At 47.6% G+C, this 17,177-nt stretch carries 13 protein-coding genes and 1 tRNA gene; 5 read left to right on the top strand and 9 right to left on the bottom strand.

Translation table 11 applies throughout. From position 1 onward, the window contains the following. Positions 1-90 precede the first annotated feature (90 nt). Entirely contained in the window at positions 91-1,542 is a 1,452-nt protein-coding gene (locus ACKU35_RS10635) for an amino acid permease (RefSeq protein WP_319759200.1), read from the top strand. A gap of 94 nt (positions 1,543-1,636) precedes the next feature. Here ACKU35_RS10635 and ptsP read toward each other — a convergent pair whose 3' ends face one another. From ptsP to ACKU35_RS10615, 4 genes are all read right to left on the bottom strand, one after another. After that, a complete protein-coding gene (ptsP, locus tag ACKU35_RS10630; RefSeq protein WP_319759199.1) occupies positions 1,637-4,126 on the bottom strand; it encodes a phosphoenolpyruvate--protein phosphotransferase in 2,490 nt (829 codons plus the stop codon). Positions 4,127-4,372: 246 nt separating this feature from the next. Then, positions 4,373-5,002: a dihydroxyacetone kinase subunit DhaL gene (dhaL, locus tag ACKU35_RS10625; protein ID WP_319759198.1), complete on the bottom strand. Its 630-nt coding sequence runs from the start codon at positions 5,000-5,002 to the stop codon at positions 4,373-4,375. A gap of 174 nt (positions 5,003-5,176) precedes the next feature. Next, a complete protein-coding gene (dhaK, locus tag ACKU35_RS10620) occupies positions 5,177-6,235 on the bottom strand; it encodes a dihydroxyacetone kinase subunit DhaK (RefSeq protein ID WP_319759197.1) in 1,059 nt (352 codons plus the stop codon). A gap of 409 nt (positions 6,236-6,644) precedes the next feature. Continuing rightward, positions 6,645-6,721 (bottom strand) — tRNA-Met (locus ACKU35_RS10615). 88 nt (positions 6,722-6,809) lie between these two features. On the opposite strand from ACKU35_RS10615, the gene ACKU35_RS10610 reads away from it, so the two are divergent. The 4 genes from ACKU35_RS10610 (at position 6,810) to ACKU35_RS10595 (ending at position 9,995) form a co-directional block, all read left to right on the top strand. Then, positions 6,810-7,541: a glycosyltransferase family 2 protein gene (locus ACKU35_RS10610; protein WP_319759196.1), complete on the top strand. Its 732-nt coding sequence runs from the start codon at positions 6,810-6,812 to the stop codon at positions 7,539-7,541. Then, positions 7,542-8,231 carry a VTT domain-containing protein gene (locus tag ACKU35_RS10605; protein ID WP_319759195.1) on the top strand — a complete coding sequence of 230 codons (690 nt, stop codon included), beginning with the start codon at positions 7,542-7,544 and terminating at the stop codon, positions 8,229-8,231. 90 nt (positions 8,232-8,321) lie between these two features. Further along, entirely contained in the window at positions 8,322-8,879 is a 558-nt protein-coding gene (locus ACKU35_RS10600; protein WP_319759194.1) for a manganese efflux pump MntP family protein, read from the top strand. Positions 8,880-9,032: 153 nt separating this feature from the next. Beyond that, positions 9,033-9,995 carry an alpha/beta fold hydrolase gene (locus ACKU35_RS10595; RefSeq protein WP_319759193.1) on the top strand — a complete coding sequence of 321 codons (963 nt, stop codon included), beginning with the start codon at positions 9,033-9,035 and terminating at the stop codon, positions 9,993-9,995. Positions 9,996-10,030: 35 nt separating this feature from the next. Here ACKU35_RS10595 and ACKU35_RS10590 read toward each other — a convergent pair whose 3' ends face one another. From ACKU35_RS10590 to ldhH, 5 genes are all read right to left on the bottom strand, one after another. Next, on the bottom strand, positions 10,031-10,366 hold the full coding sequence (locus tag ACKU35_RS10590) for a phosphotransferase (protein WP_319759192.1): 336 nt from the start codon (positions 10,364-10,366) through the stop codon (positions 10,031-10,033). 55 nt (positions 10,367-10,421) lie between these two features. Beyond that, complete coding sequence (locus ACKU35_RS10585) at positions 10,422-12,233, bottom strand: methyl-accepting chemotaxis protein (RefSeq protein ID WP_319759191.1); 1,812 nt, start codon at positions 12,231-12,233, stop codon at positions 10,422-10,424. A 257-nt stretch (positions 12,234-12,490) separates the two neighbouring features. After that, positions 12,491-12,793, bottom strand: a complete 303-nt coding sequence (locus tag ACKU35_RS10580; protein WP_319759190.1) for a Dabb family protein — start codon at positions 12,791-12,793, stop codon at positions 12,491-12,493. Between the two features lie 103 nt (positions 12,794-12,896). Then, positions 12,897-14,702 carry a methyl-accepting chemotaxis protein gene (locus ACKU35_RS10575; protein WP_319759189.1) on the bottom strand — a complete coding sequence of 602 codons (1,806 nt, stop codon included), beginning with the start codon at positions 14,700-14,702 and terminating at the stop codon, positions 12,897-12,899. Between the two features lie 313 nt (positions 14,703-15,015). Further along, positions 15,016-17,175 (bottom strand): L-lactate dehydrogenase (quinone) large subunit LdhH, encoded by a 2,160-nt coding sequence (ldhH, locus tag ACKU35_RS10570; RefSeq protein ID WP_319759188.1) that lies wholly within the window; start codon positions 17,173-17,175, stop codon positions 15,016-15,018. Positions 17,176-17,177 lie beyond the last annotated feature (2 nt).

The following is a 17,177-nucleotide window of genomic DNA, read 5'->3' as shown; positions in this document are numbered from 1 at the left end:
TGAAATTTTCCTACCGGTCCTTTACTTTTTTAAAGTGTTATTAACTTTTATAATGCCTGCCCCACCAAGACAGGATAAGGAAAGAAGCCTATGTCAAATTCCGTGAAAAAAAAGCTTTCGGTTTTCACCCTATCAATGATGACCGTTGCTGCGGTATGCAGCTTGCGTGGCCTGCCCATGATGGCACGGGAAGGTCTTTCCATGATCTTTTATATCCTCTTTTCCACTCTGATCTTCCTTATCCCTGCATCACTGGTAGCCGCAGAACTAGGCGGGGCTTTTTCCAAGGAATCCGGCGGAGTTTACACGTGGGTTAAAGCAGCTTTCGGGTCCAGATGGGGTTTTACGGCAATCTGGCTACAGTGGATTCAAAACGTTGTCTGGTACCCGACAGTGCTGGGCTTCGGGGCCGGGGCTCTGGCCTATCTCTTCATGGACCCCGCTTTGGCTAACAGCGGCATATACACCGGTTCGGTTATTCTAATCGCTTACTGGGGCGCAACTTTCATCACCCTCGCCGGGACAGATATGGTCAGCAAGGTAACCAAATACGGAGTCCTGCTGGGAACAATGCTTCCGGGGCTGCTGGTCATCATACTTGGGTTGCTGTGGGTAAATATGGGTAATCCGCTGGAATTCATGCAGGTTCCAGCCGCGGTCGAGATTGCGGAAAAAGCAGCCGGAGAGCTGCCTCACGCCAGATTATTCCCCAGCATAACCGGGCTGGGTAGTGTCGCTTTTCTCGCCGGTATCATACTTCTTTTCGCCGGGGTGGAGGTCCATGCAGTGCATGCAAATGAGCTGGAAGATCCTGGTAAACAATTTCCGGAATCAATGTTTCTGGCAGCAGCAATAATTTTCCTGCTCTTCACTCTTGGTTCACTTTCCGTTGCAGCTGTAATTCCAGCCAGCGAAATTAGTTTGACCGCAGGGCTAATGCAGGCTTTCGAAATGCTGCTCGCAAAATTCAACCTCAGTTTCATGACTCCGGTGATAGGACTTCTCGTTGCCTTCGGGGCCATCGGCGGAGTTATGTCATGGATCAGTGGTCCCAGCCGGGGACTTCTCCATACCGCAGCACAGGGCGAACTACCGCCCATTCTTGCTAAAACCAACAAGAACGGTATGCCCATAAATATCCTCATGGTTCAGGCCGTAATTGTAAGCCTGCTCGCGGGCCTTTACTTCATTATGGATAACGTAAGCGTGGCTTTCTTCATGATTTCAGCCATGACCGTAACCCTCTATCTGGTCATGTACATATTGATGTACGCTTCGGCCATAAAACTGCGCTATACCCGGCCCGACCTGCCCAGAACATACAAAGTACCCGGCGGCCTTGTCGGCCTGTGCACAGTAGCGGGACTCGGTCTGATTGGCGTAAGCTTTGCTTTAGTTGTCGGATTCTTCCCGCCCACAAATTTAAAAGTAGGCAACCCGGCCCTGTATGTTGCCCTTGTTGCAGCTGGCATGGTGGTTTTTGTGGGCCTGCCGCTGTTAATCAACTCCATGAAAAAACCGAACTGGAAGCAGGATAAATAGAGACTCCATCATTAACATAAAATAAAATACCCCCGGACAATCTGCATAGCGCAATGATCGTCCGGGGGTATTTTTTATCTATAATTTAAGAAGTCTATTTCAACAATTCACGAACCTCGTCTCCGGATTTAACAGCCAATGCCTTTTCAGCCAAAGCGCGACAATCTTCCATAGATACTGCGCGAATGGCCTCCTTTACCTCGGGTATGGAAGGACCGCTCATGCTAAGTTCGTCCAGTCCGAGACCCAGCAGCAGCGCGGAGGCACTTGGATTACCGGCCAGTTCACCGCACATGCCGACTTCGATTTTATTAGCAGCAGCAGCTTCACAGGTCATTTTGACCATGCGCAAAACAGCAGGATTAAGGCTGTCGCAGATTTTGGCCACTGATTTATTACCACGGTCCGCAGCCATTACATACTGAGTCAGGTCGTTGGTACCGATGCTGAAGAAATCGCAAATTTTTCCGAGCTTTTCAGCCTCGGCAACAGCGGAAGGAACTTCGATCATAATTCCGGTCTTAATCTTATCAGCAACTTTAACGCCTTCAGATAAAAGCCCTTGGCGGACCTCTTCCTGAAACGCCAGCACACCTTCAAGTTCTTCAACCCCGGAAATCATTGGGAACATGATCAAGATATTTTCCTCGCTGGCGGCACGCAGCAAAGCACGCAACTGAGTGCGAAAAAGTTCCGGCCGGGCCATGCAGAAACGGACTCCGCGTTCACCGAGAAAAGGATTTTCCTCGACCGGAGTATCAAGATATTTTACGGGCTTATCACCGCCGATATCGAGCGTACGGATGATGACCGGATTACCTTTCATGGCCTTGGCAGCTTCAGTGTAAGCTTTAAACTGCTCCTGTTCATCCGGTTCCTGATCACGATCCTGAAAAAGGAATTCGGTCCGGAACAGCCCCACTCCTTCAGCACCGTATTCCAGTACACGGGGGGCATCAGCGGGGGTACCGATATTACCCATTACCATTATTTCTGTTCCGTCTACGGTCTTAGCTGGTGCGGCGCCTTTAGCCTTGGCTTGTTCGCGTTCGGTCACCCATTTATCACGCTTAACGGAAATTTCATCCAGCTTTGTCCGATCCGGAGCAGTCCAGACCGTACCGGCAAAACCGTCCAAAGCGATAATCTGTCCATTAGCGATCTGCTGAAAACAATCACCAGTGCCGATTACAGCCGGAATCCCCATGGAGCGGGAGAGAATAGCGGCATGGGAAGTAGCCCCGCCTATTTCAGTAACAATACCGAGAACCCTTTCCGGGTCCATACCGGCGACATCGGAAGGAGTAAGATCGTGAGCTACGATAATTGAATCACGTTCAAGTGTGATTCCCTGTTCTTCCGCTCCGGTCAGAACTCTCAGCACTCGCCCACCGCAATCCATAATATCAGCAGCGCGAGCCTGCATATACTCGTCACTCAATTCACGGTATTGCTCGGCCATGTTATTAATAACCTGCAACCATGCAAAATCGGCATTAACCTTTTCGTCAGAAATAATTGATGCAGCTTTGTCGCGCATATCCTTATCAGCGAGGATAAGTCCGTGCACCTCGAAAATGGCGGCATTTGCTTTGCCCGCGGTTTTCTCTGTATCACGCTGCAAATCATGAAGATCCGCAATAGCGCGATCAATTGCCTGATCGAGCCGTTTAATTTCGTTCTCTATATCAGAGACCGAGGATTTCTCCACCTCCGGCAGACTTGCAAGATGGGCATAAACCGGGCCGACCGCGTAACCGGAGGATGCAGGAGCACCGGTGACAAATCCTTCTCCGCCGACCTGACAAGACGGGACAACCTTAATTGCTTCGACCACATCTTCTTCACGTTCACCGAAATTATCAGCATGCAATGCTATAATTGCTTCAATCGCCTGCGAGGAATCAGGACCGGTAGAGATAACGGTGATGGTTTCACCATTCTTAACTGACAGAAGAGCCACCTGGTTGATGCTTTTAGCAGAAGCGCTTTTGCCGTCTTTATGAATTCGTATAGCTGATTGAAATTTACCGGCCTCGGCAACAAGGTTCGCGGCTGGACGGGCATGAAGACCCATTTTGTTAAGAACCAAGAGTTCTACGCTGATTTCTTCGCCTTCAGATTCTTCCAATTCAACAGCAACTGCCGGTGCAACAGACTCCCCGGTAATCGGTGCCAGTTGCTCAATCTTTACATTAAGAGCAGCGCCGGCCTCGGCACTCACCTCTTTCAAAGAAGCCCCCACAGAAGCCTGTACAGCTGCCGCCATGGTCCCTTCCACTATGGGAGCGGAACAAAGCAGTACTTTTTCCTTCACCTCGTCGGGCAGGAAGTCGAGTGCTGTTTCAGCGCTCATCAACGCGCTTCCAAGATCCATGATAATCAGCACACCGTCTTCGGACTGCGCTGCAACGGACTCAATGGCCATCATGACTTTCATGGGATCGGTACCGATGGGATTGTCGGGATCGTCAATTCCGCCGGCCGCTTCCATAACCACGGAACCACGGGTCATCTGCTCAGCCAGTTCCAAAACACCCTGCGCCAGCGTCTGGCTGTGCGAAACAATTACTAATCCAACCATATTTAAGTGCCTCCGGCGGCTCTCCGAGGGCCAGAGAAACTTTCTGGAAAAAGTTTTTCTGGACTCTTCAAAAACTTTTAAGAGGGCTTCGCCCATAATTACGCAAAATCACCCGTAAAAAAAATCTTCACAGATTCCTGCCTCCAGCGTCGAAAACCTAATAAAAGGTTTTGAAAAAGATGGGGTCTGGGGAAGGAAAAACTTCTGCAAAGGTTTCCCCTCCCCAGCCGCCGGAGGCTTCATATTTTAAGATAAAACTTCTTTCAGTGTTTCCAGCATGTAAAAAGAGGAAGTTGCGCCGGGGTCCTGATGACCGATGGAACGCTCACCCAGATAGCTGGCGCGGCCTTTCTTGGCCTGCAGGGGGATAGTATCGGCAAGGGCTTTTTCACCAACGGGGAGTGCGGCTTCCACAATAGCAAGGACATCATCACCGCTTGCGGCCTTATCTTTAACCACTTCGAGGACAGGTGCCCAGAGATCATACATGGTCTTATCGCCGAGATCCGGCCTGCCACGCTGAAGAATTCCTTCCACTCCTGCTTCTATGAGTTTCGCAAAATCATCAGAACTCAATTCTTCCTTGCCGCCCAGAATCATACCGCCCTTCATCCAGAAAGTTCCGTAAAGGGGGCCGCTGGCACCGCCGACACTGGACATGAGGGTCATGCCCACAGTTTTGAGGATGGTGCCTATGTCTTTAGATTCCACGGTGGGTAACTTTTCCATAACTTTGCCGAAACCGCGGTTCATGTTGATTCCGTGGTCAGCATCGCCGATAGCGGCATCGAGTTCAGTAAGGTATTCTTTCTTATCGGCATAAACTTCGTTCAATCTGCCAAACCAGGCAATAAGCTGGGCTTTATTCATAGACATATTTCTTCTCCGAAAGGTGACGCCATCTAAAACTGGGTCAGGTTTAAAATTGCAGCGGGCATATACGTACAACAGCGCCAGCCCTTATGATTATCGCTAGAAAAAGTGAAAGCAGACGCGAAAGGAAGCTTCCGCGCCTGCGCATTTTAAACTTATTTTTTACAGAAGTTAAGTCTAGCGGACAAAACCGGGAGTCTGCGCCGGAGCATCCCAGAACTTAAGCATCTCATCATCAACCTTAAGCAGGGTGATGGAGAAACCCTGCATTTCCAGAGAGGTGATGTAGGGTCCTATCAGGTTACGGACAATTTTAATGCCCTTGTCTTTGCAGACTTCATCAAGCTTTTTGTAAACAGCGTAAAGCTCGGAGACCGGGGTTCCGCCCATGCTGTTAACAAACGCGATAACGTTATCACCTTTGGCAAAAGGCTCGTCCGTGAGTTTTTTATCTTCCCATTCGGAGCCGTTCCATTCGCGGACGGTACGGGTGTACGCGGGGTCATCAATGATCTGCTCGGCGGCGTACTGGGTCATTTCATCAACAGATTTAAGAGGCATACGCTCAATACCGGGTTCGCCGTGGATACCGATACCCATTTCAACTTCGTCTTCACCAAGCTCAAAAGTAGGCTTGCCCGCAGCAGGAACGGTGCAGGAAGTCAGAGCAACACCGAAAGAACGGCCATACTGATTAACTTTACGGCAGAGATCGGAGCATTTTTCAAGGTCGTAACCGGCTTCGGCAGCAGCGCCGACAATCTTTTCAGCGAGAACTGTGGTTCCAACTCCGCGGCGTCCGGCAGTGTAAAGACTGTCCTTAACAGCTACGTCATCATCAATCAAAATATTCTGAACTTTGACACCTTCTCCCGCAACCAGCTCGGCAGCGGCTTCAAAATTCATTACGTCACCAGTATAGTTTTTCACCATAAAAAGAACGCCTTCTCCGCTGTCTACGGCCTTGGCGCATTCATACATCTGGTCAGGAGTGGGAGAAGTAAAGACTTCACCGGGGCAGGCTCCGTCGAGCATACCTTTACCGACAAAGCCGCCATGCATGGGTTCATGACCGGAACCGCCACCGGAAATAATGGCAACTTTTCCTTTCACGGGAGCATCGCTACGCACTACATAGAAAGGATCAAAGTTAACTTTAAGCTCGGGGTGGGCAAGAGCCACGCCTTCGAGTTGTTCCTTAACCACGTTTTCCACATCATTAATCAATTTTTTCATAGTAATAATCACCTCTGGTTCTGGTTTCCTTATGTGACTGCGACTTTAAATCAATCGATAAACATTGTCGATAAATGAACGCCTTTTTTTTCACTTCTATTTAATTTTTTTTATAAAGGCTTAATTTTTTTCATTTGCGAAAAAACTTTTTCTCCAATATTTCCCGTAAGAAATATATTTTGATCCTTTTTTATCTATGAGACATTTCTTTTGCGGACAGGATGCACTAAAAATTTGCAGTTTTTCAGGAATTGAACAAAGATTAATTCAGTTTTCCATACTCGGAAAACTCTCATTTCAAATATGAAACGATATTTCGAGAAAAGACATGCAAAAAAGGCATAAAAAGTGGATAAAAGGCAATAAAAAAAGGCCCAACCTTTAGGTTGAGCCTTCATATGAAGCATGATGGTTGCGGGGGCAGGATTTGAACCTACGACCTTCGGGTTATGAGCCCGACGAGCTACCAAACTGCTCCACCCCGCGTCACTGTGAAAGAGGTTCTACAGACGGTGCCGCTTCGTGTCAACAGCTATTTACAAATTATTTAAATTTTCTTATCTCATTTCTCGATATGACAAACCAATACGAACTTTCCCTTGTAATTCCTGTATACAACGAACAGGATAATTTACACAAACTAATGCAGGAGATTGATGCGGCTCTCGAACCCATCAATATTCCATATGAAATCATATTTGTAGATGACGGCAGCAAAGACAACAGCCTTGCCGTGCTCAAAGATATTTCCTCAACTTACCCTAAAGCCCGGTATATTTCCTTTGCGGAGAACAGGGGACAGTCCGCTGCGTTCTGCGCCGGATTTGATGAAGCCCGTGCGCCGCGAGTCGCCACAATGGACGCCGACCTGCAAAACGACCCCGCCGATCTGCCGGCCATGCTCAATTTATATAATGAAGGGCATACCATGGCCATCGGATGGCGTCAGAAACGCAAAGACGTCTGGATTAAACGCATTGCATCCAAAATCGCCAACGCCATTCGTAACAAAATGACCAGCGAGACTGTGCGCGATACCGGATGTTCCCTGAAAATCATGGATACTGAAATGGTCCGGGCCATCCCCCGCTTTAACGGAATGCACCGTTTTCTACCTACGCTTATGAAAATGCAGGGAGCCACTGTGGCAGAAATGAAAGTGAACCACCGTCCCCGTCATGAAGGCGAATCAAAATACGGAACTCTCGATAGAGCGATTGCCGGTGGCTACGATCTGCTTGGTGTTCGCTGGCTTTTAGGACGACACTTTTCATACAACATAAAAGAACGTAGCGGCGACGAATAAATGAGCGCAGTCAGTAGTGAATCAAAAGTAAGTGCAAAGGCCCTGATCAAAGGGCTGGCCATGCTGGCAGTGATGGGAATTTCGGTTTACCTGATCCGCTATGCAGGATTGGCGGATGCGCTTGATACCCACTGGATGGATGAACATGTGCGATCTCGCGGTCTGGCCGGAGTACTTACCTATGTGGGGCTTTCGGCATTCTTTTCGGCGGTGGGATTTCCCCGGCAGGTGATATGTTTTATGGGCGGCTATGCTTACGGTTTCGGCCTCGGAACACTGCTCGGAACTGTCGGAACTGGACTTGGCTGCGCCGGTGCGTTTATTTATTCACGTCTGGTGGGCCGCTCTTTCATTAAAAAAAGATTCGGCGCACGTATCCAGAAAGTGGATGATTTTCTGAGCCGCAGCCCTTTTAATATGGCTCTGACCATTCGCTTTTTCCCGCTGGGCAGCAACGTAATAACAAACATACTGGCCGGCGTGACCAGCATTCCGGCTCTTCCCTTTATAATGGGCTCGACAATCGGCTACCTGCCCCAGAATATGGTCTTCGCCCTGTTCGGCAGCGGCGTGGAAGTATCCTCCTCCCTGCGCATGGTTATGGCGGTAGTTCTTTTCGTAATTTCAACTTTGCTTGGTTTCAAAATTTACCGCAAATACCGCAATCAGGCTGAAGCTGTTGTTGAGTAAGGCGCATCATAGTTTCATGTCCCGGCCTGCTGACGGCAGATGCGGAGCAAAGAAATACCAGAACATAAATCATAAAAAACGGATAATTATATGCCTTTTTATGAAATATTAATCATCTCCGTAGCACTTGCCATGGACGCCTTTACCATAGCTGTGGCTTGCGGGCTCTGCATGCCGGAAGTGAGTAAACGACAAAACTTCCGGTTATCCTTCCACTTCGGTCTCTTTCAGGCTTTAATGCCCTTCGCAGGCTGGCTGGCAGGACTAACCGTTAAGAGCATGGTCGAAACCTATGCGCCGTGGATTTCGTTTATCCTGCTGGTATTTGTGGGTGGCAAAATGATTAAGGAATCATTCGAGACTGATGATTCCTGCGACCCATACAAGGACCCCACAAAGGGTTTTTCACTTGTTTTCCTTTCTGTAGCCACCAGCCTTGATGCATTGGCGGTCGGCCTGTCTTTTTCCATAATGGATTTCCAGATTCTTTTTCCCTGCATCATGATAGGAATCACGGCTCTGCTACTGACATCCTTCGGACTATGGCTGGGAAGATCTTTTGCAAAGGCTTCCCGCTACAGCCACATTGCAGAAAAAATTGGTGGAACAGTACTTATTTTAATAGGCCTGAAAATACTTTTGTATTAACACCTTGCATATCTGTGAAAAAATATTATTTTTTCGTGTGATAACCTTTTTGACAGTGGCCCCCCAACGGTATATTCTGAGCCCAATTTCAGTTTTACCATAACAATAAGCCGGCTTCAATTAAGCAAGCTAAAGGATGGATATTTTTACCAAATGCCGTTATTGCAACCCCCTCCCTTTAAGCCTAAATTTCCTCTCAAATCAGGTCATATTCAGACTATTTTTCCCCGTATTTTCCGGAAAGTAAGCCTCCCTCCTGTTGTAAAAAGAAGAATAGAAACTCCTGACGGCGATTTTCTTGATATAGACTGGCATCTGGCTAGCAGTTCACGCCTTGCAGTCATTGCCCACGGTCTGGAAGGCAATTCCCGCAGACCTTACATCCTGGGCATGGCCCGTGCTCTTGTGCTGGCCGGCTGGGATTGCATTACCTACAATTTTCGCGGATGCAGCCACGACATGAATAAAACACCCGGTATGTACCACAGCGGAGATACCCGGGATCTGCATACCGTTCTCGAATACGGACTTGATCATGGAATTTACGACAACGCCGCCCTTATCGGTTTCAGCATGGGCGGAAATCATGTACTCAAATATCTTGGAGAAAATCCGGACAAGGTTCCGAGCAAGGTAAGAAGAGCCATCGGCATTTCCGTCCCCTGCGACCTTGAATCATCGGCTGTAAAACTGTGTGAAAAATCAAACTTTATTTACAGCCGTTATTTTTTGCGATCATTGAAGCAGAAAATAAAAATGAAAAATAAACAATATCCTGATTTATATCCGCTCGACAGACTGCCCGCCATTAAAAATATAATCGACTTTGACAATTCATACACCGCGCCCGTCAACGGCTTTGAAAACGCATCCGACTATTACCGCAAATCATCCTGCAATCAGTTCCTGAAGAATATCAGGATTCCTTCCCTTATCCTAAATGCGCAGGACGACCCATTCCTCCCCCCGGAATGCTACCCGGTCCATGAAGCGGAAAATAGTCCGGTTCTATCCTTGCAAATACCCAAGCATGGAGGCCATGTAGGGTTTGCGGATATCCCGATGGAAAAACAACTCTGGTCTGAAAGCAGAACAGTAAGATTCCTGAACACATAATAAAAAATCCCGGAACCTGAGTTCCGGGATTTTTTTTAGTCAGTGTAGTTAAGCAACGGGAGCAACTCTCGCCGCAGGCGCATGTAATAACAATTCAAGTACAGCGGAGAGGTGCTTGATGCAGCTGTTTCTATATTGCCGGCAACCATGCTTAGCTCTTCCAGCCCCAGATTAATGAGACTTTCCTTAAGCGAATTGGCCCCGGAAACAACCTCCTCGAATTCTCCTTCTTCAATTGATTCGTCAAGAGTATCCATTATCTCCTTAAGATTAGCTGAACTCTCTTTAAGAGAATCCCTCATTTTCTCAGCGGAGACACCTTTTTTATCACGCAGGAACTCTTCAACAGTTACAATTAATTCGGTTTCCATGACGCCTCCATATAACAATATGCAAGAGCAGCACCTTCTAACCCTGCACTAAACATTACTCTTCGCTACGCAATTCTTCAATCAGGTTAAGGAGTTCATGAACTTCAGCTGAAAGTGAACGAGTTCCCTCGGTAGCCAGTTGGCTGTTATGGGCATTCTCTTCTGTCATGGAATCAATTTCACCGACACTACGGTTAATCTCATCCGAGGTGGCGGACTGCTCTTCCGCTGCGGTTGCGATCGAACGCACCTGATCGGCAGAACTTCCGGCCAGTTCGACAATCTCGTCCAGCATTTCACCTGAGGACCTCGAAAGCTCCGTAGCACTTTCAACGGCAGCTACCGTGGAATCCATTCCCTTAACATTTTCACGGGCCAGCTTCTGGATAGAGCTGATACTCTGCTCTACTTCTTCAGTGGCTCCGATAGTCTTTTCCGCAAGCTTGCGAACCTCGTCAGCGACGACGGCAAAACCGCGCCCGGCATCTCCGGCACGCGCAGCTTCAATAGCCGCATTCAGGGCCAGTAAATTAGTCTGGTCCGCAATATCGTTAATTACGCCCAGAACATTACCTATATCCACGGCCTGCGTATCCAGATGCTGCATGGATTCCTTCAGCTGCGCAGTACGTTCCTGAATATTACCCATAGCAGCAATAACATCCTGCACAACCTTTGCGCCTTCACTGGCCTTTTCCATAGACTGGGCAGAACTTTCGTTAGTCTCAGTAGCATTCTTCGCTACCTCAAGGACGGTCACATTCATTTCTTCCATGGCGGTAGCTGTTTCGGCTACACGCTGCTTCTGGAATTCACTTCCGCGCTGAATTTCCTCAGCGTTGCTGGAGACCTCATTCGTTATACTGGATACACGGTCGACGACTTCTTGCAAGCGGTTGGCAGCAGTGAGCATACCTTCCTTCTTTGCTCCTTCCGCCCTCGTCTGTGCTTCACGGGCTTCAGAGGCTGCTTCATGAGCTATGCGAGCCTGCTCCTGTGCTTCAGCTTCCTTCACCTTAATACTTTCAAGGTTGGCCGAGAGAGTCCCCACCATGGTATTCAAAGCGGTCTGTAACGTAGCTATTTCATTACGTCCTTCAGGGGTCAGGGAAACATCAAGATTCCCCTGAGCAACTTCAGTAGCGGCTTCGGTTGATTCCACAAGCGGCCGTACAATGGAGCGGATCAGATAAATTGAGAGAGGCAGAACCAGAAACAGCAGCACCACTCCGGCCCCGATGACGATCTTCATGGTAAAGGCGTTTGCGTTATCACGCATTGCGCCACCCATAATTCCTGCTTCCTTATCAATATTATCGATGTAAACGCCGGTACCGATCCACATATCAGTTCCGGGGATCATCATCGAATAGCTGATCTTAGGCTGCACTCCGGCACCGGGCTTTTCAAAAAAATACTTCACATAACCGCCGCCGGAATGGGCAACCTTACTTAGCTCAGATATTACCAGCAGCCCGTTCTGATCCTTAAGACCGCTGAGATCCTTACCTTGTAGGGACTTCTTGGGCGGCATAACCATATTCACTGTGCCCTTGTAAACGAAAAAATATCCGGAATTATCCTTTTCGAACCGCACCGGATCAAGTGCCTCGCGAATAAATTCCAGACGTTCGGCAGGGTCGGTAATATGTGCTATTTCCTTACCAAGTGATAATGCCATGCTTCTGGTCGCCACAAAAATCTTATCCTTCTGATCCTGAAGCATAATCTTTTCGGTAGAACTTACTCCGTGCGCAGTAATTTCACGGATTGCACCCATGAAAAAAATACCGGTAACAATCAGGAAAAGCACCATTAACGAAAGCAGCAAAAAGAATCTCGCGCCTATCGATAAATTCTTCAACATAGTCCTCCCCCTGTATTTATCGGATTTAAGATACAGAACTCAGCCTTACTAAAATTATACAATTTTAAATTAAAAATCTCAAAACATTTAGATAAAATCAGGTTAATTAATTTACCTGACCGACACTCACAATTGCTTTTACCCATTACAAACAGTCTTTAAATATAATATAAGCATCATTACCCAAATGGACCAGTATAAAAAAAGGCCGGAAACAAAAGTTTCCGGCCCAATGAGAATTATATCCAGATAAGATATTAAATCACATAATCGATCGCATCTCTGGAAGTCACCACTTCCTTGATAAAAGCGACGCACTCCTGATGCAGGGGATGCACAGCATAAGTATGAAGATCTTCCTTGCTGTCAAACTCAGAATAGAGAACCACGCCCCACTCCTGAGTGGCTTCAAAGATATCCACACTAACTTCAACATGCTTAAGTTCGGCGATCTTGCCATTCAAAGCTTCAATCATTTCTTTAATTTTAGCTCCGTTTTCCGCTGCTGTACCACCGGCAGCTTCCTCTTTCAAATTCCAGATTACGATATGTTTGATCATTTTCCCTCCGTTCCTTAAGTGCATATGAAAATACGACAATGGATTCAATATCTTGTTATTGTATTAGAGCCTATTTTTACATGCTCTACAAGTCAAAATCCACTTAACTTCTGAGTTCTTCCACTAATGCCACCAACTCATCGACTTCACGGGAAAGGTCGGATGCAGCCTCGGCCGCACGCATGCTGTTGCGGGCGTTATCTTCAGTCATGGTATCTATTTCAGAGATACTGCGGTTGATTTCATCAGAAGTGGCAGACTGCTCCTCAGCTGCTGTGGCAATGGACTGCACCTGCCCGGCTGCGTTGGAGGCCAGAGACACAATCTCGCTTAAGACATCACCGGAAGCCCTGGAGTGGTCAGTGGCTCCCCCAATGGCTTCCACAGCAGTACGCATACCTTCAATATTCTTTGAAGCCAGAACCTGAATAGATGAGATGCTTTTATCGACTTCATCGGTAGCGCCGATGGTTTTTTCAGCGAGCTTGCGGACCTCATCTGCAACGACGGCGAATCCCCTGCCAGCCTCACCGGCACGAGCAGCCTCGATCGCTGCGTTCAAAGCCAGTAGATTTGTCTGGTCAGCAATATCATTGATAACGCTCATTACGTTACCTATCTCAATGGATTGGGCGTTAAGGTCAGCCATGAGTTTTTCCAGCTCATTGGTCTGGTTTTGGATACTGACCATGGATTCGATGGTTCCCTGAACAACGCTCTGTCCCTCACTGGCCTTATCTCTGGTCAGTTCGGTGTCTTCGTTGGTTTCTGTTGCATTGCGTGCGACTTCCAGAACAGTTGCATTCATTTCTTCCATGGCTGTGGCGGTTTCGGCTATACGCTGCTTCTGGAATTCACTGCCGTTCATGATTTCATTAGTGGAACTTTCAACTTCCCGCGAAATTTTAACGATGTTATTGAGAACACTTTCAAGCTTTGTGGCAGCTGCCAGCATACCTTCCCGTTTGGCCCCTTCAGCTTCGTGACGAGCTTCATTGGCTTCCTTGGCCGCATTCTCGGCCACACGAGCCTGTTTCGCGGATTCGGCTTCTTTACTTTTAATATCCGTCAGATTTTCATCAAGTGTTTTTGTCATGGTATTAATAGCCCGCTGCAGAACAGAAATCTCATTTTTGCCGGCGGGCTTAAGAGTGATAGTCAGATCGCCTTCCGCAACTCGAGCAGCCGCGGCAGTAGCTTCCTGAACAGGTCGTACAATCGACCGGACAATAACAATACATAACGGAGTAATAATAAACAGCAGCAACGCTATCAGAACCATAACAATTTTAATCGTATCAGCTTTAACTTCATCGCCCATCTCTTTATTGATGCGGGTTTTCTCAGCTTCAACGTTATCAATATAAACACCGGTTCCGATCCACATATCACTACCCGGAATCATGGTTGCGTATGCCAGCTTAGGCTGCAGCCCCATACCGGGCTTATCAAATACATACTCTACGAAACCGCCGCCATCATGAGCAACCTTCGAGAGCTCTTTGACAAAATAAACACCGTTCTTATCCTTTGCCCCGCTTAAATCCTTACCCTGCAAAGACTTCTTTGTCGGGACGGTAATAACCCTGGTGCCCCGGTAAATAAAAAAGTATCCGGATTTATCTTTTTCAAAGCGGTAGTTATCAACAACCTTGCGTGCAAAATTTACCTTTTCCGCTTCATCATCAAGATCTTTGATGTGTGCACCCAGCATATCGGCTGCGGCACGGGTTGCGACCTTAATCTTGTCCTTATGCCCCTGAACCATGCCTGTCTCGACTTCGCTGATACCCGAATCCACAACAGCACTGATCTCATACAGAAACATACCCCCGCAGATTATCAAGAATAAAAGCATTGACGCCAGCAGCAGAACAAAACGCCCACCGATAGATAAATTTTTCAACATACCACTCTCCCAATTCTAAAACCTGACATAAAAAACAATTAAAATTCTAAGGTGCAGCCAAAAGAAACCAAAATTTATTCATAGACACAATACACACCCATCGGCAATAAAACAATAAAAGTTAATATATCGTGCTCAAAAAAAAGGCTTTTCCATCGGGCGAGCGAATGGAAAAGCCTTAAGTGTGCGGCCTGTAACCGGTGTTTTCAGTTGCGAGGTGAAGGTTCCGGATTTGGAGGCATATTACATGCCGCAGCTTAAACCACTGTCCGTGACCGGCAAACATAGTCACGGACAGTGAGCGTGTGTTATATTATTTTCTGCGTTCTGCCATGTATTCAGCAATGTGCTTTACTTCAAGATCAGCACCCTGCTTCTTGGCACCACCACGAATCTGCATTACACATCCGGGGCAGTCGGTAAGCAGTACATTCGCGCCGCTTTCTTTCGCATTGTTAATTTTCTTTTCAAGCAGCTGCTCGGAAATCTTGGGAAACTTAACAGAGTAAGTTCCGCCAAAACCGCAACATACTTCTTCTTCAGCACTTTCCTTGTAATCAAGTCCTGCTTTTGCCATCAGTTCACGGGGAGCGGATTTAACACCCAGTCCACGGCAGAGGTGGCAAGGAGCATGATAGGTGACAGAATCACCTTTGGAATCAAGAAAATCACTTTCTTCCACTTTGAGGACATCGTTCATAAAAGAGCTGTAATCGATTACCTTGTCTGCAAATTCCTGTACACGAACAGCGTACTGAGGATCTTTGCCAAGCATCTTCACATAGTTATGTTTCAGGTGAGATGCACAGGAAGCACACATGGTCACGATGTATTCACAATCAGAACCTTCAAAAGCTTCCATATTCTGGATGGCAACATCTCTCGCAGCAGTGACTTCACCCATCATCTGCAGGGGCAGGCCACAACAGGACTGATCCATGGGGAATTCGAGATTAACATCCTTGCCGCGCATGCTTTCAACAGTGGCAACGGATTGTTCAGGATAAACAAAATCCTGTACGCAGCCGGAGAAGATAGCAACTTTGTGTTTAGGGTTAGCAACCTTAGCAGGCTGAACCTTGGCCCACATATCGCGGAAAGGAACTTCAGCAACAGTAGGCAGTGCGCGGAAATCATGATCGGGAACAAAAATCATGGGCAGATGACGCATGAAGCCGTCTTTGGCCTTCACAGGTTTCTGGGCGGTCTTAGCGATGCGCAGGAACTTGTGGAAGAGTTTTCTGTTCTTCATCATTTTTGCCAGGAAGGAAGAGTACATGGGATGTCCTTCTTCCTCCAGAATGCGGGCCTGAATATCTTTAATCAGACCGGGCAGGTCGATTCCACCTGCGCAAACTTCCTTACATGCTCCACAGTTAATGCAGTTTTGAACAAGGTTTTTGGCCTTTTCAGTACCGTGATAAAAGTAGGTAAGGATGAGGCCGATAGCCCCGATATAAATATGGCCCATTTTGTGGCCGCCGACCATACGATAGACAGGACAAACGTTAGCACAGGCACCGCAACGTACGCAGCGATGAACCTGAGAGAACACCGGGTCCTTAGCGAGAGCGCGTCTTCCATTGTCCAAAAACACGAAGTGCACTTTCTTCCTGTCATCCTCAGCCGCAGCACACTCGTTGGACCCGGTGACCCAGGTAACATAAGAGGTGATTGCCTGCCCGGTAGCATTACGGGGCAGTGCTTTCAGAACGCGCAGAGCGTCATGCAGTTTGGGGGTCAGTTTATCAAGACCCATGAGAGCTACATGAACTCTGGGCAGTGTGGTAACCAGTCGGGCGTTACCTTCGTTGGTAACAAGACCGATGGAACCGGTTTCAGCGATAGCAAAGTTACCGCCGGAAATACCCATATCGGCTTGGACAAATTGCTGACGAAGTTCACGCCGTGCGACCTTAACAAGCTTCTGGATGTCATCATCCTGTTTCTGGCCTGTTACTTCTGAAAAAAGGTCGCTAACCTGATGGCGGGAAAGATGGATCGCCGGCATAACCATGTGGCTGGGGCCTTCATGGCGCATCTGGATGATCCACTCACCGAGGTCGGTTTCAACCACTTTGAGGTTCAGATCATCTTCAAGATGATGGTTAAGCAGAGTTTCTTCAGCGGTCATAGACTTGGATTTTACGATGGTCTTGCAGTTCTCTTCTACAGCGATACGACCAATAATTTCATTGGCTTCTTTCGCATCCTTAGCAAGATGAACAACAGCACCACGTTTTTCAGCCTCTTCCTTAAACTGGGCGTAAAGTTCGTCAAATCTGGCAGCTGAAGCATCTTTGGCATCAGCAATTTCCTGGATCAGAGCTTTTTCGTCCATGTCTTTGAAAGCATTGGCGCGACTGCCGCGGTAAGCAACAGCAAATTTGTCCATTGCTGTTCTCAGAAAATCATTATCGAGAGATTCTCTTATATCTTTTCTGTACTCTTTAAGATTTTTTGCGTCCTGCATGA

Origin of the sequence: Maridesulfovibrio sp., from assembly GCF_963676065.1 — a bacterium.
GTDB lineage: Bacteria > Desulfobacterota > Desulfovibrionia > Desulfovibrionales > Desulfovibrionaceae > Maridesulfovibrio.
Note: the sequence above shows the minus strand (reverse complement) of the source record. Positions and strands in the feature narration are given on the sequence as shown.